Annotated in this window: 19 protein-coding genes; 8 read left to right on the forward strand and 11 right to left on the reverse strand. The window is 60.5% G+C overall.

Annotated features, from left to right (window positions below):
* Window positions 1-290: 290 nt before the first annotated feature.
* The 8 genes from GIW69_RS21225 to GIW69_RS21260 all read right to left on the reverse strand — a co-directional run bounded on the left by GIW69_RS21225 (window position 291) and on the right by GIW69_RS21260 (window position 8,525).
* Window positions 291-1,874 carry an AAA family ATPase gene (locus GIW69_RS21225; RefSeq protein ID WP_236484741.1) on the reverse strand — a complete coding sequence of 528 codons (1,584 nt, stop codon included), beginning with the start codon at window positions 1,872-1,874 and terminating at the stop codon, window positions 291-293.
* Between the two features lie 10 nt (window positions 1,875-1,884).
* On the reverse strand, window positions 1,885-2,985 hold the full coding sequence (gene aroB, locus GIW69_RS21230) for a 3-dehydroquinate synthase (protein WP_236484742.1): 1,101 nt from the start codon (window positions 2,983-2,985) through the stop codon (window positions 1,885-1,887).
* 150 nt (window positions 2,986-3,135) lie between these two features.
* Window positions 3,136-3,654, reverse strand: a complete 519-nt coding sequence (gene aroK / locus GIW69_RS21235) for a shikimate kinase AroK (protein WP_236484743.1) — start codon at window positions 3,652-3,654, stop codon at window positions 3,136-3,138.
* Window positions 3,655-3,658: 4 nt separating this feature from the next.
* Complete coding sequence (locus GIW69_RS21240) at window positions 3,659-5,740, reverse strand: type IV pilus secretin PilQ (protein WP_236484744.1); 2,082 nt, start codon at window positions 5,738-5,740, stop codon at window positions 3,659-3,661.
* Between the two features lie 13 nt (window positions 5,741-5,753).
* A complete protein-coding gene (locus GIW69_RS21245) occupies window positions 5,754-6,278 on the reverse strand; it encodes a pilus assembly protein PilP (protein WP_236484745.1) in 525 nt (174 codons plus the stop codon).
* Window positions 6,275-6,898 (reverse strand): type 4a pilus biogenesis protein PilO, encoded by a 624-nt coding sequence (pilO, locus tag GIW69_RS21250; RefSeq protein ID WP_236484746.1) that lies wholly within the window; start codon window positions 6,896-6,898, stop codon window positions 6,275-6,277. Before pilO ends, GIW69_RS21245 begins: the two co-directional genes overlap by 4 nt.
* Window positions 6,895-7,461 (reverse strand): PilN domain-containing protein, encoded by a 567-nt coding sequence (locus GIW69_RS21255; RefSeq protein ID WP_236484747.1) that lies wholly within the window; start codon window positions 7,459-7,461, stop codon window positions 6,895-6,897. Before GIW69_RS21255 ends, pilO begins: the two co-directional genes overlap by 4 nt.
* Window positions 7,461-8,525, reverse strand: a complete 1,065-nt coding sequence (locus GIW69_RS21260; protein WP_236484748.1) for a pilus assembly protein PilM — start codon at window positions 8,523-8,525, stop codon at window positions 7,461-7,463. Before GIW69_RS21260 ends, GIW69_RS21255 begins: the two co-directional genes overlap by 1 nt.
* Window positions 8,526-8,740: 215 nt before the next feature.
* Between GIW69_RS21260 and GIW69_RS21265 the strand changes: the two genes are divergently transcribed.
* Complete coding sequence (locus GIW69_RS21265; protein WP_496570943.1) at window positions 8,741-11,179, forward strand: penicillin-binding protein 1A; 2,439 nt, start codon at window positions 8,741-8,743, stop codon at window positions 11,177-11,179.
* A 134-nt stretch (window positions 11,180-11,313) separates the two neighbouring features.
* Here the strand turns inward: GIW69_RS21265 and GIW69_RS21270 are convergent, their stop codons facing one another.
* From GIW69_RS21270 to rpmE, 3 genes are all read right to left on the reverse strand, one after another.
* Entirely contained in the window at window positions 11,314-12,582 is a 1,269-nt protein-coding gene (locus GIW69_RS21270) for a malic enzyme-like NAD(P)-binding protein (protein WP_236484750.1), read from the reverse strand.
* Window positions 12,583-12,766: 184 nt separating this feature from the next.
* Complete coding sequence (locus tag GIW69_RS21275; RefSeq protein ID WP_236484751.1) at window positions 12,767-13,567, reverse strand: thermonuclease family protein; 801 nt, start codon at window positions 13,565-13,567, stop codon at window positions 12,767-12,769.
* Window positions 13,568-13,581: 14 nt separating this feature from the next.
* Window positions 13,582-13,812 (reverse strand): 50S ribosomal protein L31, encoded by a 231-nt coding sequence (gene rpmE / locus GIW69_RS21280; RefSeq protein WP_186531907.1) that lies wholly within the window; start codon window positions 13,810-13,812, stop codon window positions 13,582-13,584.
* A 286-nt stretch (window positions 13,813-14,098) separates the two neighbouring features.
* On the opposite strand from rpmE, the gene GIW69_RS21285 reads away from it, so the two are divergent.
* The 7 genes from GIW69_RS21285 to phaC all read left to right on the forward strand — a co-directional run bounded on the left by GIW69_RS21285 (window position 14,099) and on the right by phaC (window position 23,531).
* Window positions 14,099-16,318, forward strand: coding sequence for a primosomal protein N' (locus GIW69_RS21285; protein WP_236484752.1), 2,220 nt, complete (start codon window positions 14,099-14,101; stop codon window positions 16,316-16,318).
* A gap of 226 nt (window positions 16,319-16,544) precedes the next feature.
* Window positions 16,545-18,281 carry an arginine--tRNA ligase gene (argS, locus tag GIW69_RS21290; protein WP_236484753.1) on the forward strand — a complete coding sequence of 579 codons (1,737 nt, stop codon included), beginning with the start codon at window positions 16,545-16,547 and terminating at the stop codon, window positions 18,279-18,281.
* 1 nt (window position 18,282) lies between these two features.
* A complete protein-coding gene (locus tag GIW69_RS21295) occupies window positions 18,283-18,984 on the forward strand; it encodes an SPOR domain-containing protein (protein WP_236484754.1) in 702 nt (233 codons plus the stop codon).
* Between the two features lie 233 nt (window positions 18,985-19,217).
* Window positions 19,218-19,748 (forward strand): ATP-dependent protease subunit HslV, encoded by a 531-nt coding sequence (hslV, locus tag GIW69_RS21300; RefSeq protein ID WP_236484755.1) that lies wholly within the window; start codon window positions 19,218-19,220, stop codon window positions 19,746-19,748.
* A 55-nt stretch (window positions 19,749-19,803) separates the two neighbouring features.
* Window positions 19,804-21,141 carry an ATP-dependent protease ATPase subunit HslU gene (hslU, locus tag GIW69_RS21305; RefSeq protein WP_236484756.1) on the forward strand — a complete coding sequence of 446 codons (1,338 nt, stop codon included), beginning with the start codon at window positions 19,804-19,806 and terminating at the stop codon, window positions 21,139-21,141.
* An 81-nt stretch (window positions 21,142-21,222) separates the two neighbouring features.
* Entirely contained in the window at window positions 21,223-21,594 is a 372-nt protein-coding gene (locus GIW69_RS21310; protein WP_236484757.1) for a gamma-butyrobetaine hydroxylase family protein, read from the forward strand.
* A gap of 257 nt (window positions 21,595-21,851) precedes the next feature.
* On the forward strand, window positions 21,852-23,531 hold the full coding sequence (gene phaC, locus GIW69_RS21315) for a class II poly(R)-hydroxyalkanoic acid synthase (protein WP_236484758.1): 1,680 nt from the start codon (window positions 21,852-21,854) through the stop codon (window positions 23,529-23,531).
* Window positions 23,532-23,539: the final 8 nt, after the last annotated feature.

Genomic DNA, 23,539 nt, shown 5'->3' on the forward strand with positions numbered 1-23,539 from the left:
CAATCCGCGCCGAACGTACGTCAGCTTTGCGGAGGCAAAAGGGAGGTCATTGTACACACCGACACAGAAGCTCACAAATTTGACGACGAACTGTCGCAAATCTATGTCGCATTTGTGAAAGGTTTAAATCGATATGCTGTGCTAGTCAAAACTTTTTTAATTTTGACCGCACTGACTCAAAGACCACTATGACGCAGACACCACAAGGCACGCGACCTGTGAAGGCGGCGCGCACTCGTGGAAAATTTTGAGGTGCCTGGAGAGGCGGCCTGGGTAAGGCCGCCGAATCTTCAGCGAGTTGCTGCCAGTTCCTGTTGGACGCTGGCGACAGTGCGAGGCCAAGGTTTACCAGCCTGAACCTTCGCTGGCAAGGCCTTGATGGCAGAAACGGCTGCATCACGGTTGGCGAAGTTGCCATAAGTGACTACGTAAAGCGGCTTGCCATTGAGGACTTTCTTGAAATAACGGTACTCGCCGCCCTGCTCCTTGACGAAGCTTTGCGCGCTCGCTTCCGAGCTGGTGCCGAGGATCTGCACCACGTAGTTATTAGTCGGCTGACCGGCATACCAGCTGCCACCGGCGGCCTTGGCAACGGTGACCGGCTGCTCGGCCGGTTTGGCGGCGGCAGCAGGTTTGGTTGGCGCTGGAGCCGGTTTCGCTGCTGGCGCGACCGGCGCAGGTTTGGCTGTAGCCACTTGCGTCGGTGCTGGCGCAGGTTTGGCGGACGGTGTCGGTGCCGGGCCGGCTGGAACGCCTGCCGGTGGCGCAGTGGTGGTCACGGTTGGCGGCGTCTCGCTGGAGCCCTCCACCGGAACACCGTCGTCACCCTCGGTGATTCCACCGGCCGCTTCGGCCAATGGGCCGCGCATCACTGGCTGCGAATTACCGACCAACGGCAATGGCATCGGCTGGGTGTTGCCGGCGAACTCGACGGACGGCGCGCCGCCCGCTTGAGGTGCGCCCTCCCCCAATGGCAATTGCGCCTGCTCGTTGGCCGGAGCACCGGTGGTCGGTGCCTTGCTGCGGCCCGGCATCAGCCAGGCGGCGGCGACCGCGACCACAACGACGGCGGAAATCGCCAATACGTGTTTCTTCGGCATGTTGAACCCCATACTTGGACGCTTCACCGCTGAGCGGCTGGCAATCATGACTTCGATCAGTGCATCGCGAGCCACCTGGTTGATGTTGCCAGGCCAGCCCTCGGCGCTTTCGTGAATATCAGAGATCTGATCCGCGGTGAAAAGTTCGACACCCCGGCCAGCACCTTCCAGGCGCTGATCGAGATATTCGCGGGTTTCTTCTTCCGTGTACGGCTGCAATTCGATGACGTGAAAACGCTCTTCCTCGAGGTGCAACGCCTCAAGCTCAGCGATCAGCGACGATTCACCGAACAAGAAAACATGAGGGCGACCTTCCGGCGCACCGGCACCCAGTGCCATCAGTGCTTCGAGAGCGGACTCGTCGAGCTGCTCGGCGTCATCCACCAGCAGATAGACTTCCTGACCGGTCAGTGCGAGCTGCACCACCTGATCCAGAATCGCGCCGATTTCGGCCTGAGCGACGTTGAGCGCCTGCGCGACCTGACGCAGCACACCGGACGCATCGCCGGCACCACGGGCCGAAACAACTACGCTCTGTACCGATTGCTTGTTGGTGCTGGCAACCAAGGCTTGGCGCAGCAGCGTCTTGCCGCTGCCCTGAGGGCCGGTGACGACCAGCAGCAACTGGCTGTAACGCGCCAGGTGATGCAGTTGACCGAGCACAGATTTGCGCTGGGCCGGGAAAAATTTGAAGCCCGGCACCCGTGGAGCGAAAGGGTCGTGGCTTAACTGGAAATGGCCGAGGAACGCCTCGTCGGCATGCAAACTAGTCATCGGAATCTTATTAACCTTTCAGCTGAGCCAGTGCGCGGTAATCCGCGACCAGCGTGGCCTGTAGAACCTCTTTCGGATAATCGTCGGTCACCACCGCTTCGCCCATGCGGCGCAGCAGCACCAGGCGCAAACGACCGTCGATCACTTTTTTATCAATTGCCATGTGTTCGAGGAAATCGGCTTCGGTCATCTCTTGCGGCGGTATCACTGGCAATCCGGCACGCTGGAACAGACGAATGCCGCGATCGCGTTCCTGTTCGCTGATCCAGCCAAGGCGCGCGGACATCTCCAGTGCCATGACAGTGCCAGCAGCGACCGCCTCACCGTGCAGCCACACACCATAGCCCATGTGGGTCTCGATGGCGTGACCAAAGGTGTGGCCGAGGTTGAGCGTGGCGCGAACACCCGATTCACGCTCATCGGCGCCGACCACGGCAGCCTTGGCCGCGCAGGAACGTTCGATGGCGTACGTCAGGGCTGTTTGATCCAGCGCACGCAGCGCGTCGACGTTGTCTTCGAGCCAGGTCAGGAACGGCTCGTCGCAGATCAAGCCGTATTTGATGACTTCCGCCAGACCGGCGGACAGTTCACGCGCCGGCAGGGTATTGAGCGACGCGGTGTCGATCAACACCACGTTCGGCTGATAAAACGCGCCGACCATGTTTTTGCCCAGCGGATGGTTGATGCCGGTCTTGCCGCCCACTGACGAATCGACCTGGGACAGCAACGTCGTCGGGATCTGGATGAAATCGACGCCGCGCTGATAGCAGGCGGCCGCGAAGCCGGCCATGTCGCCGATCACACCGCCGCCCAAGGCAATCACGGTGGTGCGGCGGTCATGACGGGCCGTCAGCAGGCCGTCGAAGATCAGTTGCAGGGTTTCCCAGTTCTTGAAGGCTTCGCCGTCCGGCAGCACCACAGAAATCACCGAAAATTGCGCCAGGCTGCGGGTCAGACGCTCCAGATAGAGCGGCGCGACGGTTTCATTGGAGATGATTGCCACTTGCCGGCCATGGATATGCGGCGCCAGCAATTCGGGCTGACCCAACAAACCTTCGCCAATATGAATCGGGTAGCTGCGCTCGCCCAGATCGACCTTGAGTGTCTGCATGTGTCCCCACAGTGAAGATGAAGCAGGCGTCCTGCCTGGAATTATTCGAATGTTCTCGGGCGTTTGCTGGTGTGACGCCACTCGCCGGCCATCCGCCACACACTCGACGCCCTGACAGGACGCCGAGGATAGCGCATTTCGCACGGCGCTTTAACGGGGAGGCAGTTGCTGCAGACGGTCGAGAATATCCAGTACCACCATGCGTGGCGGCCGTTCGTCGGTTTCTACCACCAGATCGGCAATTTCCCGATAAAGCGGGTCACGAACCGCGAGCAGGTCGCGCAGGGTTTTCTCGGGATTGGCGGTGCGCAGCAGCGGCCGGTTGCGATCGCGGGACGTGCGGCCGACTTGCTGTTCGACGGAAGCATGCAAATACACCACACGTCCGCCTTCATGCAGGGCCTTGCGATTGGCATCGCGCATCACGGCGCCGCCGCCCGTCGCCAACACCACGCCGTCGAGCCCGCACAGCTCGGCAATCATCGCCTGCTCACGGTCGCGAAAGCCCGGCTCGCCTTCCTTGTCGAAGATCCACGGGATATTGGCACCCGTGCGCAATTCAATTTCCTTGTCGGAATCTTTGAACGGCAGGCGCAGCTCTTTGGCCAGCAAACGGCCGATGGTGCTTTTGCCAGCGCCCATCGGCCCTACAAGAATCAAATTTCGCACAGAATCAACGACTCACAGCAATCGCCTGGTTATTCATGATACGCGGAGTGAGAAACACCAAAAGCTCGGATTTTTTCTCCGAAACCACGTCACGCCGGAAAAGGCGGCCAAGATACGGCACATCGCCAAGAAATGGCACCTTATCTACAACCTTGCTTTGAGTATTTGAGAAAACGCCGCCAATCACGATGGTCTCGCCGTCGTTCACCAGCACCTTGGCGTTGACTTCGTTTTTCTTGATCGGCGGGACATCCTGCACTTTATTCAGATAATCCGGTTCGTCCTTGGTGACCTTGACCTCCATGATGATGCGATTGTCGGGAGTGATCTGCGGCGTCACTTCAAGCGACAGCGACGCCTCCTTGAACGACACCGATGTCGCGCCGCTGGAGCTGGCTTCCTGATAGGGAATCTCGGTGCCCTTGAGGATCTTGGCGGTTTCCTTGTCCGAGGTGACCACTTTGGGTTGCGAGACGATTTCGCCGTTGCCGGTTTTTTCCATGGCCGTCAGTTCGAGATCAAGCAAGACATTGTCGGTGATGAACGCAATCCCGATCCCTGAGGTATTCCCGGTAGTGCCCAGGTCGACGAACGGCGAGTTGGTGCTGGTACTGCCCGGCGTACCAATAGTGGTTGATGAACCGTTGGTCACCCCGGACGTATTCCAATTGCCCTTGTTCTGCACCGAACCACCCCAGCGCACGCCCAGACTCTTGTCATAGTCGACGTTGGCTTCGACGATTCGCGCCTCGATCATCACCTGACGCACCGGAATATCCAGTTGCGCCACGATTCGCCGCAGTTCGTCGAGGCGATTCTGGGTCTGGTAGGCAATGATGTTGTTGGTGCGTTCGTCGACGGTGATCGAGCCGCGCTCGTCGACTTTCGCCTCGGCGCTGGTCACCGACTGGAACAGTTTGGCGATGTCCGCGGCCTTGGCGTAGTTGACCTGCAACAGTTCACGGCGCAGCGGCGCGAGTTCGGCGATCTGTTTTTGCGACTCCAATTCCTGCCGCTCGCGGGCGGCGATTTCGTCGGCGGGCGCGACCAGCAGGACGTTGCCGATCTTGCGCTTGTCGAGCCCCTTGGTTTTCAGCACCAGATCCAGCGCCTGATCCCACGGCACGTTTTGCAGGCGCAAGGTAATGCCGCCCTGCACCGTGTCGCTCGCCACCAGATTGAGGTTGGTGAAGTCGGCGATCAGTTGCAGCACCGAGCGCACGTCAATGTCCTGGAAATTCAGCGACAGCTTTTGACCGCTGTAGGTGTTGCGGTCGGCGTTGCGTTTCTGCAAGTCATCGACGGTCATTGGCCGGATGCTGACAGTCAGCTTGTTGTCGGTCTGATAGGTGGAGTAGTCGAACGCGCCACTCGGCTCGACGGCGATGATCGCGCGGTCACCGCTGACGCTGGCGTTGACGAACTGCACCGGCGTGGCGAAATCCTTGACGTCCAGGCGCACACGCAGCGGCTCGGGCAATTGCGTGCGGGCGAAGCTGAGGATGACCTTGCCGTCGTGTTCCTGGATATCCGGGGCGATGTTCGGATCCGACAGGTCGATGACGACATTGCCTTCGCCAGCGGTGCCGCGCTGGAAGTCAACGCCACGAATCGCCTTGGCCCGAGGGACGAACGTTTTGCCCGGGGCCGCTGAAGGGGCCGTCGCACGCGGGGCGCTGGAGACCTTGCGCGGCGCGGTGATCTTGGTGCCCTGGCCAACGACCACCAGCAGATTGTTGCCCTCGACCCGAGCGTCATACGGCGTCAATTGCGTCAGACTGATGATCAGCCGCGTACGCCCCTTGGCCTCAACCACCGTGGCCGTGCGGGCATTGCCGTTGCCCAGATCGAGATTCTTGCTGGCCAACTGGCTGGCAACCCCCGGCAAATCAAGGGCAATTCGCGCAGGCGATTCTGTGGTGTAGCCCTTGGGTTGCGGTGGTGGCGCATCGAAGGTCAATTTCAGTTCAACCCGGTCACCCGGCAACGCCGCGACATCCAGCGTCTTCAGATTAGCCGCGTACACCATCGGCGACAGCAGCGCTATCCATAGCGAAATACCGACGGCGGATAAAATCCTGTTCATTGTTCGACTTCCACTATGAGTGCTCTTTCAAAGGAATGGTCCGCGGCCGTTCCAGCCAGGCGCCCTGGCCGTCGGGAACGATTTCGACCACATCGACCTGTGCTGCGCTGATCGCGACGATGCGACCGTCGTTGCGCCCCAGGTAGTCGCCGACCTTCAGCCGATGCACCCCGCCCGCCCCGCGCAACAACGCAAAGGAGCCGGAAACATTGGAGATCGTGCCGACCATTTCAAACTGCTCGATGTTGAAACCTTCGAGGTATTGCTTGACCCGGTTGGGGTCGGGTTTGACGTTGCGCGAGCCGTGTTTCTGCCCGGCCAGATCAATCCGCACTTGAGGGGAGAACGGACTGCGCAGGTTGGCGGCGCTGTAGGTGAATGTTGGATAAGACCGGAACGTCGGCGTGGGTTCAATTTTGCCGGGAGGCCGCACCCGCACTTCATTCAGATAGGCATCGAGATCGCTGAAGTCATCGCCGCCACAGCCATGCAGCGCCAGCAGCGCAATTAACAATGCGCCATAACGAATCGGGCTCATTTTTGCAGTCCCTTGTCGTTATAGCGGTACGTCTTGGCGAGGATGCTCATGCGCAGCTTCGAACCGCCCTCCTTGTCGGCTGGCGCCAGTTCGAAGTCGTGCAGGGTGACGATTCGCGGCAGTCCCGCGACGCCACTGACGAAGGTCGCCAGGTCGTGGTAGGCGCCGGTGACGGTGATCTGGATCGGTAGTTCGATGTAGAAGGGCTGGGTGACTTCGGGCAGCAGTTTGATCTCTTCGAATTCCAGCCCGCTGCCTAACCCGGTGCGAGTGATGTCTTCGAGCAAGCCCGGCACTTCGGTGTCGCTGGGCAGTTGCCTCAGCAGAACGCCGAAGGAATTTTCCATCTCCTTCATTTGCTGGGTGTACAGCTCTAGATTCGCGGCCATGCGCGCCTTGCTGGCGAACTGCTCCTTGAGGCTGCGTTCTTCCTCACGCTTGAGTTCGAGCTGGTTTTCCATGTCACTGATGAAAAAGTTGTAGCCCAGCGCCAGCACCAGAACCATCAGCAACGCACCGACCAGCGCCTTCACCGCCGCTGGCCACGAGCCGATATTGCTGGTGTCGAGATCATTGAAATCGACGTCACGCAGCCCCGCCAACCATTCGGACGCTTTCATTGGCCGCCCTCCACTGCCTTGGGCTGGGTCTGGCGAACGGTCAACTGAAAGACGTTCGCTTGATCTACTTGCCCGGCGGTGGTGGCTTTCACTTCGGTCAGACTCGGCGCATCGAACCATTCAGATGCGTCAAGATTGCGCATGAGGTCGGACACCCGGTTGTTGGACTCTGCGGCACCACTGATGGACAAGGTCTTGTCGGCCATCTTCACATCAGTAAAATACACGCCGTCCGGCAACGTACGCGCCAGTTGGTCGAAAATCCGTCCGCTGATCTGCCGGTTGCCCTGCAGGTCCTGGATGATGCGCATGCGCTCGACCAGTTGCTGGCGCCGGGCCTTGAGTTCGCTAATCTGCTTGATCCGTTCGTCGACCACGGCAATCTGTTTGCCGATGTATTCGTTGCGGGCCATCTGGCGCTCAATCGCGGCGCTGATGATCTGGTCGGCGATCAGTACAGCGCCGATCGAGCCGACAAAGACCCCGATGAGAACCAGGAGGAAACGTTTGCGCCGTTCTTCTCGGCGTTCCTCACGCCAGGGTAGAAGGTTAATCCGCGCCATCAGTCGAAACTCCGTAGCGCCAGCCCGCAGGCAATCATCAAGGCCGGCGCATCGCTCGCCAGAGCGCCGGCATTGACCTTGCCGCTCAGGGACATGTCGGTAAACGGATTGGCGACCCGGGTCGGCGTGTTCAGGCGCTGCTCGATCAAGCGATCCAGCCCCGGCACCGACGCGGTGCCGCCGGCCAGCAGAATGTGATCTACCGCGTTGTACTGGCCCGACGCGAAGAAGAACTGCAACGAGCGGGACACTTGCTGCACCAGCGCATCCCGAAACGGCTGCAACACTTCGCTGACGTAGTCGTCCGGCAGACCGCCCTGCTTTTTGGCCAGTCCCGCTTGCTCGGTGGTCAGGCCATAGCGGCGCTGAATCTCTTCAGTCAACTGGCGACCGCCGAACAACTGCTCACGGGTATAGATGATGCGGCCGTTGTGCAGGACGCTGAGGGTGGTCATGGTCGCGCCGATATCCACCACCGCGACGGTCAGGCGCTCCTGGGATTCGGCCAGTTGCGTGGCAAGCAAGCCATAGGAACGCTCCAGCGCGTAGGCCTCGACGTCGACCACCCGCGCGGTCAGGCCGGCGATGGCGAGCGCTGCTTCGCGCACTTCGACGTTCTCCTTGCGACACGCCGCCAGCAGCACGTTGACCCGTTCAGGACTGCGAGGCGAGACACCCTGAACTTCGAAGTCGATGGCGACTTCATCCAGAGGATAGGGAATGTATTGGTCGGCTTCGATCTTGAGCTGATTTTCCAGTTCGTCATCGGACAAACCGGCATCCATTTCAATGATCTTGGTGATCACCGCCGAACCGGCGACAGCGACTGCCACGCCTTTCAGGCCGGTGCGCGCCTTGGCCAGTACGCGCGACAGGGCCTGTCCCACGCCTTCGAGCTCGGCGATGTTTTTCTCGACCACGGCGTTGGCGGGCAACGGCTCCACCGCGTAGGCCTCGACCCGGTAGCGATCGCCCTGACGGCTCAGCTCCAGCAGTTTCACTGAAGTGGAGCTGATATCGATCCCCAGTAACGTATTGGCTTTTTTATTGAAGAGTCCTAGCACTACCAATTCCCTATGACTATCCGTGAGTTACGGACTCTGTAATGTGCATTGCGTTCCCTCGTGCCGTCTTGACAGACGCGCAAATGACGCCCCCTGCTGAAAAGTGCTTATAATGCCCAGCGATTTTTTAGCGCTTTTTACCTGCGCGGCGAGTTCTGTGTTCACCCCGGATCCCCACGCCTTTCATTCTTTGCCCTGGATGTTCAAACGCCTTGATTCGCCTGCTGAAATTTTTCGGATGGTCCATCGTCGCCATTTTCTGCGGACTGCTGTTGAGTCTCAGTGGCGCGTATCTTTACCTTAGTCCGGGTTTGCCGTCTGTGGAGGCGCTGAGAAGCATTCAGTTGCAGATTCCATTGCGGGTGTACTCCAGCGATAACAAGTTGATCGCAGAGTTTGGCGAAATGCGCCGCACACCGATCCGTTTCGCCGACATTCCCCCCAATTTCATTAATGCGTTACTAAGTGCTGAAGACGACAACTTTGCCAATCACTATGGTGTCGATCCGAGCAGCCTGATGCGCGCCGCGACTCAACTGGTCAAGAGCGGGCACATCCAGTCCGGCGGCAGCACCATCACCATGCAGGTGGCGAAGAACTTCTTCCTGACCAGCGAACGCAGCTTCTCGCGCAAAACCACCGAAATTCTTCTGGCCCTGCAAATCGAGCGGCAGCTGACCAAGGACGAAATCCTTGAGCTGTACGTCAACAAGATCTACCTCGGCAACCGCGCCTACGGCATCGAAGCGGCAGCGCAGGTGTATTACGGCAAATCGATTCGCGACATCAGCCTGGCGCAGATGGCGATGATCGCCGGCCTGCCGAAAGCGCCATCACGCTTCAACCCGCTGGCCAATCCGGCGCGCAGCAAAGAACGTCGCGACTGGATCCTCGGGCGCATGTACAAGCTGGGCAAAATCACCGAGCCGGACTACACCGCCGCGATCAACGAACCGCTGAACGCCAGCTATCACGTGCCGACGCCGGAAGTGAACGCGCCGTACATCGCCGAGATGGTCCGCGCCGAGATGGTCGGCCGATACGGCAGCGATGCCTACACCGAAGGTTTCCGCGTCACCACTACGGTGCCGAGCAACCTCCAGGAAATGGCCAACACCGCGCTGCACGAAGGCCTGATGAGCTATGACCAGCGCCACGGCTATCGCGGCCCCGAGTCGCGCCTGCCAGGCAAGACCCGTGAGGCCTGGGCCACGGAGCTGACCAAGCAACGCACCATCAGCAGCCTTGAGCCCGCCATCGTTACGCAAGTCGATAAGGATGGCCTGCAAGTGCTGACCCGTACCGGCGAGGATCATGTCGCCTGGGACACCATGAAATGGGCGCGGCCGTTCCTCAACACCAACAGCATGGGCGCCAACCCGCGTCAGCCGTCGGATGTGGCACAGGTCGGCGATTTGATCCGCGTGCAGCGCCAGGAGAAGGACAATTCGCTGAAATTCAGCCAGATCCCACAGGCGCAAGGCGCGCTGGTGTCGCTGGATCCGCAGAACGGCGCGATCCGTTCGCTGGTCGGCGGTTTCGCCTTCGAACAAAGCAATTACAACCGTGCCATGCAGGCCAAGCGCCAGCCGGGTTCAAGCTTCAAGCCTTTCGTTTATAGCGCCGCGCTGGACAGCGGATACACTGCCGCCAGCCTGGTCAACGACGCGCCGATCGTGTTCGTCGACGAGTACATGGACAAGGTCTGGCGCCCGAAGAACGACAACAACACCTTCCTTGGCCCGATTCGTTTGCGTGAGGCGCTGTATAAATCGCGCAACCTGGTATCGATCCGCCTGCTGCAAGCGATGGGCGTTGGCAAGACCATCGACTACATCACCCGCTTCGGCTTCAACAAGCAGGATCTGCCGCCGAACCTGTCGCTGTCCCTGGGCACCGCAACCCTGACACCGATGGAGATCGCCACCGGCTGGAGCACGTTCGCCAACGGTGGATACAAAATCAGCCCGTACCTCATCGACAAGATTGAAAGCCGCAGCGGCGACACGCTGTTCGTCGCCAACCCGCCCAGCGTGCCGCAAGGCGCGGCAGCGAGCGATGGCATTGCTGCGCCGTCCACGAGTTTCACGGTCAATCCGACGCCAGGTGAAGCCCCGGTCAACCCTGCCGAGCCGCAAACGCCGGCGGTGGCCGAGCGCATCGTCGACGGTCGTACCACCTACATCCTCAACAGCATGTTGCAGGACGTGATCAAACTCGGCACCGGCCGACGCGCACTGGCGTTGGGCCGTAGCGACATCGCCGGCAAAACCGGTACGACCAACGAATCCAAGGACGCCTGGTTCTCCGGCTACAACGCCGATTACGTGACCACGGTCTGGACGGGCTTCGACCAGCCGGAAAGCCTCGGTCGCCGTGAATTCGGCGGCACCGTGGCCCTGCCGATCTGGATGAACTACATGGGCGCCGCGCTCAAGGACAAGCCGCCACACGTGCAGCCAGAGCCGGAAGGCATCCTCAGCCTGCGCGTCGACCCGGCCAGCGGCCGCGCAGCCTCACCGAGCACGCCGGGCGCGTACTTCGAGCTGTTCAAGGCTGAAGACACGCCGCCGTCGATCAATGAGCTGGGTAATGGCGCTGCGCCGGGCAGTCCGCTGCCGGCAGATGAACAGGCACCGATCGATCTGTTTTAGAGGGGCAGCTTTGAGCTTTTAGCCTTTAGCTGTAAGCAAGGTCAAAAGATCGCAGCCTGCGGCTCAAAGCTCAAAGCTCAAAGCCCATAAAAAAACCCCAGCTCAGGCTGGGGTTTTTTTATGGGCGGCTGCGGTTAACCGTTAAACACATCATCCACGCTTTTCAGCGGGTAGTTCTTCGGATACGGCAGGGTCGCTACACCTGTCTCGATTGCAGCTTTAGCCACAGCGTCGGAGATCAGGGTGATCAGGCGCTTGTCCATTGGCTTCGGAATGATGTACTCACGACCGAATTCCAGCGGGGCACCGCCGTAGGCATCGCACACGTCCTGAGGCACCGGCAGTTTGGCCAGTTCACGCAGAGCGTTGGCCGCAGCCACTTTCATTTCTTCGTTGATGCGCTTGGCGCGAACGTCCAGGGCACCACGGAAGATGAACGGGAAGCCCAGCACGTTGTTGACCTGGTTCGGATAGTCCGAACGGCCGGTGGCCATGATCACGTCGCTACGGGTGGCGTGAGCCAGTTCCGGGGAGATTTCCGGATCAGGGTTCGAGCACGCGAATACGATCGGGTTGGCTGCCATCGACAGCAGGCCTTCCGCGCTCAGCAGGTTCGGGCCGGACAGACCGACGAACACGTCAGCGCCTTCCAGCGCGTCAGCCAGGCTGCGCTTGTCAGTGGCGTGGGCGAACACGGCTTTGTACTGGTTCAGATCGTCACGGCCGGAGTGGATCACGCCGGTACGGTCAACCATGAAGATGTTTTCGATGCGAGCGCCCATGCTCACCAGCAATTTCATGCAGGAGATGGCGGCTGCGCCAGCGCCCAGGCAGACGATCTTGGCGTCTGGCAGGGTTTTGCCGGCGATTTCCAGGGCGTTGATCATGCCCGCAGCGGTCACGATTGCGGTGCCGTGCTGGTCATCGTGGAAAACCGGAATGTCGCACTGCTCGATCAAAGCACGTTCGATCTCAAAGCACTCAGGTGCCTTGATGTCTTCCAGGTTGATGCCACCGAAGGTAATGGAGATGCGTTTTACGGTGTCGATGAAGGCTTGCGGGCTTTCGGAATCGACTTCGATGTCGAAGACGTCGATACCGGCGAAGCGCTTGAACAGCACGCCTTTACCTTCCATCACTGGCTTGGAAGCCAGTGGGCCGAGGTTACCCAGGCCCAGAATCGCGGTGCCATCGGAAATGACTGCAACCAGGTTGCCTTTGCCGGTGTACTTGTAGGCCAGTTCCGGATCGCGGGCGATCTCGCGAACGGGTTCGGCTACGCCGGGGCTGTAGGCCAGCGACAAGTCGCGTGCGGTAGCAGTGGCCTTGGTGAGCTCGACACTCAGCTTTCCTGGACGAGGATTGGCATGGTATTCGAGAGCGGCAGTTTTCAGATCAGACATAGGGGCATTCCGCTTTTTTACTGTTGGACAGACTGGTCAGCGAGGATACGCGCCTCACAAAATCCCCACAAGACTGGCCGGTCACACCTGTCAAGCGCCCGGCCCTACGACTTTGGCCCAAGAGCCACGGCACACAAGGGCTAGACTGTTCACAATCATCTAAAAAAATGTAGACAATTATTCTTTAGCGCAGGGTTTTAAGCATCGAAGGATCGGTCAGTGGCAGCAACCAGCGCGCCTGATCCGAAGTCAAACCGCCTCGCCGCGAGCGATCGACTACCCAGCCGCGCGCCTCGATCTGCCTGCCTTTGAGCGCAAGCAGCGATGCAACGTCGAACCGGCCCAGCAGATTGGGTGCAACGCGCAATACAACCGAGTCCTGCAACTCGATCCAGATCCCGCCACGATTACGCTGAACCTTGCTCACACGCCCGCTGAGCAAGGCGAAACCGGAAGTGCTGATCTGCTGCGCTTTTTGCACGGGAGACTGGCGCCAGACGCCCAGCCCGGATTGTCGCGCGCGCGCTTCAGCCGCTTGCTGACAGGCGACCAGATCCACATTCGGCGCCACCGCGACCTGAAAACCGAGGCCATCAGCGAGCATTTGCGCTTCGAGATTGACGCCGCTAGCGCTGTAGACGTGGGCCAGCGTGCGGCCGTAATGATCTTTGGCCTGCTTGCCTAGCTGCAAACCGACGCGTCCGTCGCTGTCGGCCACCAAGGCTTCCAGACGTTTTCGCGCCGCCACGGCAAACGGCTCATCACCGCGCCCCTGCTTGCCCAGCTCCGGCGTATTGAGGCCGATCAGGCGCACACTGCGCCCGTCACTCAGGCGCAGCGTATCGCCATCGACTACGCGCTGAACCGCAAAAACGGGCAGTCCGTCCGGTGCAGGGCAGAACGCCGCTGCGCCGGACAGCCAAATCGCGGACACAAAAAAGGCGCCCCCCAGGGACGCCTTTTTCAGCAACGAGGAAAAGCCCACCGGGCCTTTCAACCTTACTCTGCTGCTGGAGCAGGTTTCTTGCCGAAAGCACCGAAACGGTCGGCGAAGCGCTGAACGCGGCCGCCGGTATCCAGAGTCTTCTGCTTACCGGTGTAGAACGGGTGGCATTCGTTGCAAACGTCGATCGACAGGGCTTTGCCAAAGGTCGAACGCGTTTCGAATTTGTTACCGCAGCTGCAGGTAACAGCAATTTCCGGGTAGTTCGGATGGATATCGGCTTTCATGGTGTATTCCTCAGGCTAGCGTGCCGCCACCCAACACTATTGTTGAATACCGCACGTAATTAGGCCGCGGATTCTACCAGACCTTTGCAATCACGCAAGCTGTCGCTTAAACCGGTCGTCTGCTAGGCTCCCGGCCCAATACGCAATCCCCTGTAGGAGCGAGCCTGCTGGCGAAAGCGGTGTGTCACCGAGAATTCATGTCGGCTGACACACCGCTTTCGCCAGCAGGCTCGCTCCTACACAGGTATGTGTCATGCCCTTATTCTGCTGATCGAGATCCCCCCGCGTGCCCGACGCCATTCTGCGCCTCGCCTTGCCTTCGCCCCTGCGCCGCCTGTTTGATTACCGGGCGCCGGCCGGCGTGCTGCGCGAACAATTGCAGCCGGGCATGCGTCTGCGGGTGCCATTCGGCCGGCGGGAGATGATCGGGATTCTGGTGGAGGTGACCGACACCAGCGAAGTGCCGGTCGAAAAACTCAAACCGGCGCTGGCCTTGCTCGACACCACGCCACCGCTGCCGCCCGCGCTGTTCAAGTTGTGCCTGTGGACGGCGCAGTATTATCAGCACAGCCTCGGCGACACCTTGAGTTGGGCGTTGCCGGTACTGTTGCGTCAGGGCGAACTGGCCGAGGCGCGGCAGGAGCGTTTCTGGTCGATTGCGCCGGGCGCCAGCCTCGATGACCCGCGCGTCGCCCGCGCCCCGCGTCAGCGTGAGGCCTTGGCCACACTGGCCCAGCATCCTCACGGCGTACCCCATCAATTGCTGAGCAAACTGATGCTCAGCAAAGACAGCCTTGATCTGCTTCTGGCCAAAGAGCTGGTGCAGGTAGACATCCGCCGCCACGCCCCCGGCGCACGTCACGAACACTGGCTAGCGCAACCGGAGTTGCCGCTCAACACCGAGCAACGTGCCGCGTATGAAGCGATCCGCGCCGGTTTCGACAGTTACCACGCGTTCCTGCTGGCCGGCGTGACCGGCAGTGGCAAAACCGAAGTTTACTTGCAGCTGATTCGCGAGACCCTGGAAGCCGGCAAACAGGCGCTGGTGCTGATCCCGGAAATCAACCTCGGCCCGCAGACCCTGGCGCGTTTCGAACAGCGCTTCAACGCCCGGATCGCCCTGGTGCATTCGGCGGTCAATGACCGTGAGCGCCTGGAAGCATGGCTCGCCGCACGGGATGGCGAGGCCGACATTATTATCGGCACCCGGTCAGCCCTGTTCACGCCGATGAAAAATCCCGGCCTGATCATCATCGACGAAGAGCACGACGGCTCTTATAAGCAGCAGGAAGGCTTGCGCTACCACGCCCGCGATTTGGCGCTGGTGCGGGCGCGTCAGGAAGACATTCCCATCGTGCTCGGCTCCGCCACGCCGTCGCTGGAAAGCCTGCACAACGCCTACACCGGTCGCTACGGCCTGCTGCGCCTGAACGAGCGCGCAGGCGGTGCCAAACAGCCGCGCTTTCTGCGTCTGGACGTGAAAAGCCGTCCGCTGGACAGCGGGATTTCCGGGCCGATGCAGCAAGCCATCGGCCAGACCCTCGCCAATGGCCAGCAAGTGCTGGTATTTCTCAACCGTCGCGGGTTCGCCCCGACCCTGCTTTGCCACGATTGCGGCTGGATGTCCGAGTGTCAGCGCTGCGATGCGCGCATGACCGTGCACCAGCGCCACGGCGAGTTGCGCTGCCACCACTGCGGTTACGTCGAACGCGTGCCGCGCCAATGCCCGAAGTGCAACACCGTGGACTTGCGCCCCGTGGGCGCCGGCACCGAACGTGCCGAAGAACGCCTGGCGATTCTATTCCCGGACTATCCGGTGCTGCGCGTCGACCGCGACAGCACCTCGCGCAAGGATGCGATGAATCAACTGTTCGCAACCATCCAGAAAGGCCAGCCGTGCATCCTGGTCGGCACGCAGATGCTCGCCAAGGGGCACCACTTTCCGCGCGTCACGCTGGTGTCGATCCTTGATGCCGACGGCGGGCTATTCTCGGGAGACTTTCGCGCCAGCGAGCGCATGGCGCAATTGATCGTGCAGGTCGCCGGGCGCGCCGGGCGGGCAGAAGAGCCGGGCAAGGTGATCATTCAAACCCACTTGGCCGACCATCCTTTATTGGTGCAATTGACCGAACAAGGTTACTTCGCCTTCGCCGAGCAAGCCTTGAGCGCGCGTCGCGCTGCGGGGTTGCCGCCGTTTGCTCATTTGGCCCTGCTGCGGGCCGAGGCGCACAAGCCAGGGCAGGCCGAAGGCTTTCTCGATGAGGCGTGCAGCGAGGCCGAACGCTTACTGGGCGAGCAGAATCTGAGCGGCATCGAACTGCTCGGACCGGTGCCGGCGCCGATGGAGCGCCGGGCCGGACGGTTCCGCGCGCAGTTTCTGCTGCAAGCCACGGCCCGGGCGCCGCTGCACCGATTGCTGGCGAGCTGGTTGCTGGTGCTGGAGCAGATGCCGAGCGGGCGTGCGGTGCGCTGGTCGCTGGATGTTGATCCCGTAGACCTGTATTAATCTGAAAACTGCCTTCGCGAGCTGGCTCGCTCCCACAGTTGACCGAGTCATTTCGCAAAACCCGACGACCTGTGGGAGCGAGCCTGCTCGCGAAAACGATCCAATTGTCGCCACATATCCACAACCTGCCTGCTAAGGTTGGCAAGCCCGTCTTCGCAACGGATAATGCCCAGTTTTTCCACCCGCGCACTGATGCGCTGCCGCGCTTGCGGTCGAAGAGAAGACCATGAAAGACACCATTCGCCAGCTGATCCAACAAGCCCTCACCCAACTCGTCAACGAAGGTGTGTTGCCTGAAGGCCTGTCGCCGGCGATCCAGGTGGAGAACGCCCGGGACAAGACTCACGGCGATTTCGCCAGCAACATCGCCATGATGCTGGCCAAGCCTGCGGGTATGAAGCCGCGCGATCTGGCGGAGAAAATCATCGCCGCCCTGCCGGCTGACGAGAACGTCACCAAGGCCGAAATCGCCGGCCCGGGCTTCCTCAATTTCTTCCAGAACACCCAGGCTCTCGCCAGCCGCCTCGATGCAGCGCTGGCCGATGCCAACGTTGGCGTGCGCAAGGCCGGCCCTGCGCAACGCACCGTGGTCGACCTTTCGGCACCTAACCTTGCCAAGGAAATGCACGTCGGCCATTTGCGCTCGACCATCATTGGCGACGGCGTGGCCCGTGTTCTCGAATTCCTCGGCGACGACGTGATCCGTCAGAACCACGTCGGCGACTGGGGCACCCAGTTCGGCATGCTGATGGCGTATCTGCAGGAAAACCCGATCGCCAGTGATGAGCTGTCGGATCTGGAAAACTTCTACCGCGCCGCCAAAAAGCGTTTCGACGAGTCCGAAGAATTCGCCGACCGCGCCCGTGGTCTGGTGGTCAAGCTACAGGCCGGCGATGCCGAGTGCCTGGCGCTGTGGACCAAGTTCAAGGACATCTCGCTGTCGCACTGCCAGAAAATCTACGAACTGCTCAACGTCAAACTGACCATGGCCGACGTGATGGGCGAAAGCGCCTACAACGACGACCTGATCAACGTGGTCAACGACCTGAAAGCCGCCGGCATGCTGGTCGAAAGCAACGGCGCGCAATGCGTGTTCCTCGACGAATTCAAGAACGCTGACGGCGACCCGCTGCCGGTCATCATCGTCAAGGCCGACGGCGGCTATCTTTACGCCACCACCGACCTTGCCGCCGTGCGCTATCGCAGCAACGTGTTGAAAGCCGATCGCGCGCTGTACTTCGTCGACCAACGCCAGGCCCTGCACTTCCAGCAAGTGTTCGCCGTGGCGCGCAAAGCCGGTTTCGTGCAGCATCCGATGGACATGGAACACATGGGCTTCGGCACCATGAACGGCGCCGACGGTCGTCCGTTCAAGACCCGCGACGGCGGCACGGTGAAGCTGATCGACCTGCTGACCGAAGCGCAGGAACGTGCCTACAACCTGGTGAAAGAAAAGAACCCGGAACTGGCCGAAGACGAGTTGCGCAAGATTGCCAAAGTGGTCGGCATCGGTGCGGTGAAATACGCCGACCTGTCCAAACACCGCACCAGCGACTACAGCTTCAACTTCGACCTGATGCTCAACTTCGAAGGCAATACCGCGCCATATCTGCTCTACGCCTACACCCGTGTGGCCGGTGTATTCCGCAAGCTGGGCAAGGATTTCAGCGAAGTCGACGGCCAGATCGTCCTTGAAGCGGCTCACGAACACGAACTGGCCGCCAAACTGTCGCAGTTCGGCGAAGTGCTGAACAACGTGTCCGACAAAGGCACGCCGCACATTCTGTGCACTTATCTGTATGACGTTGCCGGGCTGTTCTCCAGCTTCTACGAGAACTGCCCGATCCTCGCCGCCGATACGCCTGCGCAAATGCAGAGCCGTCTGCGCCTGGCCGCATTGACCGGTCGCACCCTCAAGCAAGGCCTGGAGCTGTTGGGCCTGGAAACTCTGGAGCGTATGTAAGTTGGCCGCCAAGAAGAAACCAGCACCCAAGCGTGGCGCCAGCCGTTACCAAGCTCCTGCAAAGCAACCGATTCCGGGCTGGCTGTGGATGGCCATCGGCCTGACGGTCGGCGCGTTCATCGTGTTTCTGATGAAACTGGAACCGGGCAAGGGCAGCGACACGGTCAAGCGCGAGAAGGTCGAGCAGCAACAGAAAGCCAGCAAGATCGCCGAGGCCAACAAGACTCCGCCGAGCCCTACGCAACCGGTGAAGCCCAAGTACGACTTCTATACCTTGCTGCCGGAATCGGAAGTGATCGTGCCGCCGGACGCCGTGCCGGAGAAGACCCTGCCGACGCCGCAGGTGCCGACCACACCGGTTACCCCGGCGGAAGCGGCGAAGATCGACACCGCGCGAGCTCAGGCTGCGCTGTCGGGCATCACCCCACCGCCGGCGCCACCGGTGGCGAAAGCGGCGCCGGTGACCAAGTTCTTCCTTCAGGCTGGGTCATTCCGCAAGGAAGCCGACGCCGACAAGGTGCGCGCGCAGATTATTCTGCTCGGCCAAGCGGTGGCGGTGGAGTCCGGCACGGTGAAGGATGAAACCTGGTATCGCGTATTGGTCGGCCCGTTCAGCAATCGCGAACAACTGACCACCGCGCAGAAACAACTGGCAGGCAGCGGTTTCAGCAACCTGTTGTTACAACAACGCCAGAGCCGCTGATTCTCTGGCAATGATCGTTCCCATGCTCCGCGTGGGAATGCAGCCCGGGACGCTCCGCGTCCCTTGTTCGCCGGGACGCAGCACTTCCCCAGAGGCGTTCCCACGCAGCGCATGGGAACGATCAGTTCAGCGTGCCGCTCGTCCCCTCTCCTGTCCCGCAGTTGAAATCCCCTCCAGCACCCCCATATGAATGGGCATAGGCATTTTCGCCCCGCTGCGTGGAGACTCTTCCCTTGACCACCATCGTTTCAGTCCGCCGTCACGGCAAAGTCGTCATGGGCGGCGACGGCCAGGTTTCGCTCGGCAACACCGTGATGAAAGGCAACGCGAAAAAAGTCCGTCGCCTGTATCACGGCCAGGTCATCGCCGGTTTCGCCGGGGCCACCGCCGACGCCTTCACCCTGTTCGAACGTTTCGAAGGCCAGCTCGAAAAGCATCAGGGCCATCTGGTTCGCGCCGCTGTCGAACTCGCCAAAGAATGGCGCACCGACCGCTCCCTGAGCCGCCTCGAAGCCATGCTCGCAGTCGCCAACAAAGATGCCTCACTGATCATCACCGGCAACGGTGACGTGGTCGAACCCGAAGATGGCCTGATCGCCATGGGTTCCGGTGGCGGCTACGCTCAAGCGGCGGCCAGCGCACTGCTGAAGAAGACCGATCTGTCAGCCCGCGAAATCGTCGAGACTGCCCTTGGCATCGCTGGCGACATCTGCGTATTCACCAACCACAACCAGACCATTGAGGAGCAGGATCTCGCCGAATAAGCCTGTCGCGGCCACTGTGCCACGGCTTGTTTGTGCTTGAGGACCGTCAATTACTATGTCCATGACTCCCCGCGAAATCGTCCACGAACTCAACCGCCACATCATCGGCCAGGACGATGCCAAGCGCGCCGTCGCGATTGCCCTGCGCAACCGCTGGCGCCGCATGCAGCTGCCTGAAGAGCTGCGTGTTGAAGTGACCCCGAAAAATATCCTGATGATCGGCCCGACCGGTGTCGGTAAAACCGAGATCGCCCGTCGCCTGGCCAAACTCGCCAACGCGCCGTTCATCAAGGTCGAAGCGACCAAGTTCACTGAAGTCGGCTATGTCGGCCGTGACGTCGAATCGATCATCCGTGACCTGGCCGACGCCGCGATCAAGCTGCTGCGCGAACAGGAAATCACCCGCGTCCGGCACCGCGCCGAAGACGCCGCCGAAGACCGCATCCTCGACGCCTTGCTGCCACCGGCACGCATGGGTTTCAACACCGACGAAGCGCCGAGCCAGGATTCCAACACCCGCCAGCTGTTCCGCAAGCGCCTGCGCGAAGGGCAGCTGGATGACAAGGAGATTGAAATCGAAGTCGCCGAAATGGCCGGCGTCGACATCTCCGCGCCACCGGGCATGGAAGAAATGACCAATCAGTTGCAGAGCCTGTTTGCCAACATGGGCAAGGGCAAAAAGAAGAGCCGCAAGCTCAAGGTCAAGGAAGCGCTGAAACTGGTGCGCGATGAAGAAGCCGGGCGCCTGGTCAACGAAGAAGAGTTGAAGGCCAAAGCGCTGGAAGCGGTCGAGCAGCACGGCATCGTGTTCATCGACGAAATCGACAAGGTCGCCAAGCGCGGCAATGTCGGCGGCGCTGACGTATCCCGCGAGGGTGTGCAGCGTGACTTGCTGCCACTGATCGAAGGCTGCACCGTCAACACCAAGCTGGGCATGGTCAAGACCGATCACATCCTGTTCATTGCTTCCGGCGCGTTCCACTTGAGCAAGCCGAGCGACCTGGTGCCGGAGCTGCAAGGCCGCCTGCCGATCCGCGTCGAACTCAAGGCCCTGAGCCCGGAAGACTTCGAGCGTATCCTCAGCGAGCCGCACGCCTCGCTCACCGAGCAATATTGCGCCCTGCTGAAAACCGAAGGCCTGAACATCGAGTTCAAGCCGGACGGCATCAAGCGCCTGGCGGAAATCGCCTGGCAGGTCAACGAGAAGACCGAGAACATCGGTGCCCGTCGCCTGCACACGTTGCTTGAGCGCCTGCTCGAAGAGCTGTCGTTCAGCGCCGGCGACCTGGCCAGCGCCCACGACGAGAAGGCGATCGAGATCAACGCCGAATACGTCAACAGCCACCTGGGCGAATTGGCGGAGAACGAAGACTTGTCGCGCTACATTCTGTAAAGCAGCAAGCAGGGAGCTACAAGCGGCAAGCTGATGGGGTTAAGCTTGCCGCTTGTAGCTTGCCGCTAGAGGCTTTTTCTTATGATTCCCACCGACATCAAACTGCACAAAGCCTCGAAAACCCTGTCGCTCAAGTACGCGTCCGGCGAGGAACATACCCTGCCCGCCGAGTTCTTGCGCGTGCATTCCCCCTCCGCCGAGGTTCAAGGCCACGGCAAACCCATCCTGCAATTCGGCAAACTCAACGTCGGCATCAGCAAAGTAGAACCGGCCGGTCAGTACGCACTGAAATTGACCTTCGACGACGGTCATGACAGCGGATTGTTCACTTGGGACTATCTCTACCAATTGGGCCAGCGCCAGGACGCGTTGTGGGACGACTATCTGCTCGAACTCAAGGCCGCCGGCAAAACCCGTGATCCGGACGAGTCCTTCGTCAAGCTGATGCTCTAGCTCAAGGGTCGGGCTCTTTAGAGGGCATTTTCTAATTTCATCTGTTTGAATGCTCCGCTTGAACGGCCGAGGATCGGCTGCTTGCGAAAAAAATTAAACTCGGGTAACCAATGGAGCTGGCAAGTTCCCTGCAATGCTCTACGACTGTAAAGCATCACTGCAGAATTAACGGTCACCCGAGCAGAAGTACCCGGCATCGACTGTGTGACTGCACAACAGGAACCGGGTACTCGTCTCAGGACAATGGAGCGTCGTAGATGAGTAACAAGAATAACGATGACCTGAAGTACCAAGCCTCGGAAAACACCCTGGGGCTTAACCCCGTCGTTGGGCTGCGCGGAAAGGATCTGCTGGCCTCTGCTCGTATGGTGCTGTCGCAGGCCATCAGACAACCGATCCACAGCGTCAAGCACGTCACCCATTTCGGCATCGAATTGAAGAACGTGCTGTTCGGTAAATCCGAACTGCAACCGGCCAGCGATGACCGGCGCTTCGCGGATCCGGCCTGGAGCCAGAACCCTCTCTACAAACGTTATCTGCAAACTTACCTGGCGTGGCGCAAGGAACTCCACGACTGGATCGACGACAGCAGCCTGACGCCGAAAGACATCGCGCGCGGGCACTTCGTCATCAATCTAATGACCGAGGCCATGGCGCCCACCAACAGCGCCGCCAACCCCGCAGCGGTCAAACGCTTTTTCGAAACCGGCGGCAAGAGCCTGCTCGACGGTCTGTCACACCTGGCCAAGGATCTGGTGCACAACGGCGGCATGCCGAGCCAGGTCAACATGGGCGCGTTCGAGGTTGGCAAGAGCCTGGGCGTGACCGAAGGCGCGGTGGTGTTCCGCAATGATGTACTGGAGCTGATTCAGTACAAGCCGATCACCGAGCAAGTCCACGAGCGTCCGCTGCTGGTTGTGCCGCCGCAGATCAACAAGTTCTACGTCTTCGACCTGAGCCCGGACAAGAGCCTGGCGCGGTTCTGCCTGCGCAATAACGTGCAAACGTTCATCGTCAGCTGGCGCAACCCGACCAAGGAACAACGCGAGTGGGGCCTGTCGACGTACATCGAAGCACTCAAGGAAGCAGTCGACGTGGTCACGGCGATCACCGGCAGCAAAGACATCAACATGCTCGGTGCGTGCTCCGGCGGCATTACCTGTACGGCGCTGCTCGGCCATTACGCGGCGATCGGCGAAAACAAGGTCAATGCCCTCACGCTGCTGGTCAGCGTGCTCGACACGACCCTGGACAGCGACGTCGCCCTGTTCGTCGACGAGCAAACCCTTGAGGCCGCCAAGCGGCATTCCTATCAGGCCGGTGTGCTGGAAGGCCGCGACATGGCCAAAGTCTTCGCGTGGATGCGCCCGAACGATCTGATCTGGAATTACTGGGTCAACAATTACCTGCTCGGCAACGAGCCGCCGGTGTTCGACATTCTGTTCTGGAACAACGACACCACTCGGTTGCCGGCCGCGTTCCACGGCGACCTGATCGAGATGTTCAAGAACAATCCGCTGATCCGCCCCAATGCACTGGAAGTGTGCGGCACCGCCATTGACCTCAAACAGGTCACCGCCGACATCTTCTCGCTGGCCGGCACCAACGACCACATCACGCCATGGAAATCCTGCTACAAGTCGGCGCAGCTGTTCGGTGGCAAGGTCGAATTCGTGCTGTCGAGCAGCGGCCATATCCAGAGCATCCTGAACCCGCCGGGCAACCCGAAATCGCGCTACATGACCAGCGAAGAAATGACCGCCAATGCCGAGGACTGGCAGGAAAACTCGACCAAGCACACCGATTCCTGGTGGCTGCACTGGCAGGCCTGGCAGGCCGAACGCGCGGGCAACCTGAAAAAGGCGCCGACGAAACTGGGCAACAAAGCGTTCCCGGCCGGAGAAGCCTCGCCGGGGACTTATGTACATGAAAGATAGCGGCAAGC

Source organism: Pseudomonas syringae, assembly GCF_021605415.1.
Classification (GTDB): Bacteria; Pseudomonadota; Gammaproteobacteria; order Pseudomonadales; family Pseudomonadaceae; genus Aquipseudomonas; species Aquipseudomonas syringae_S.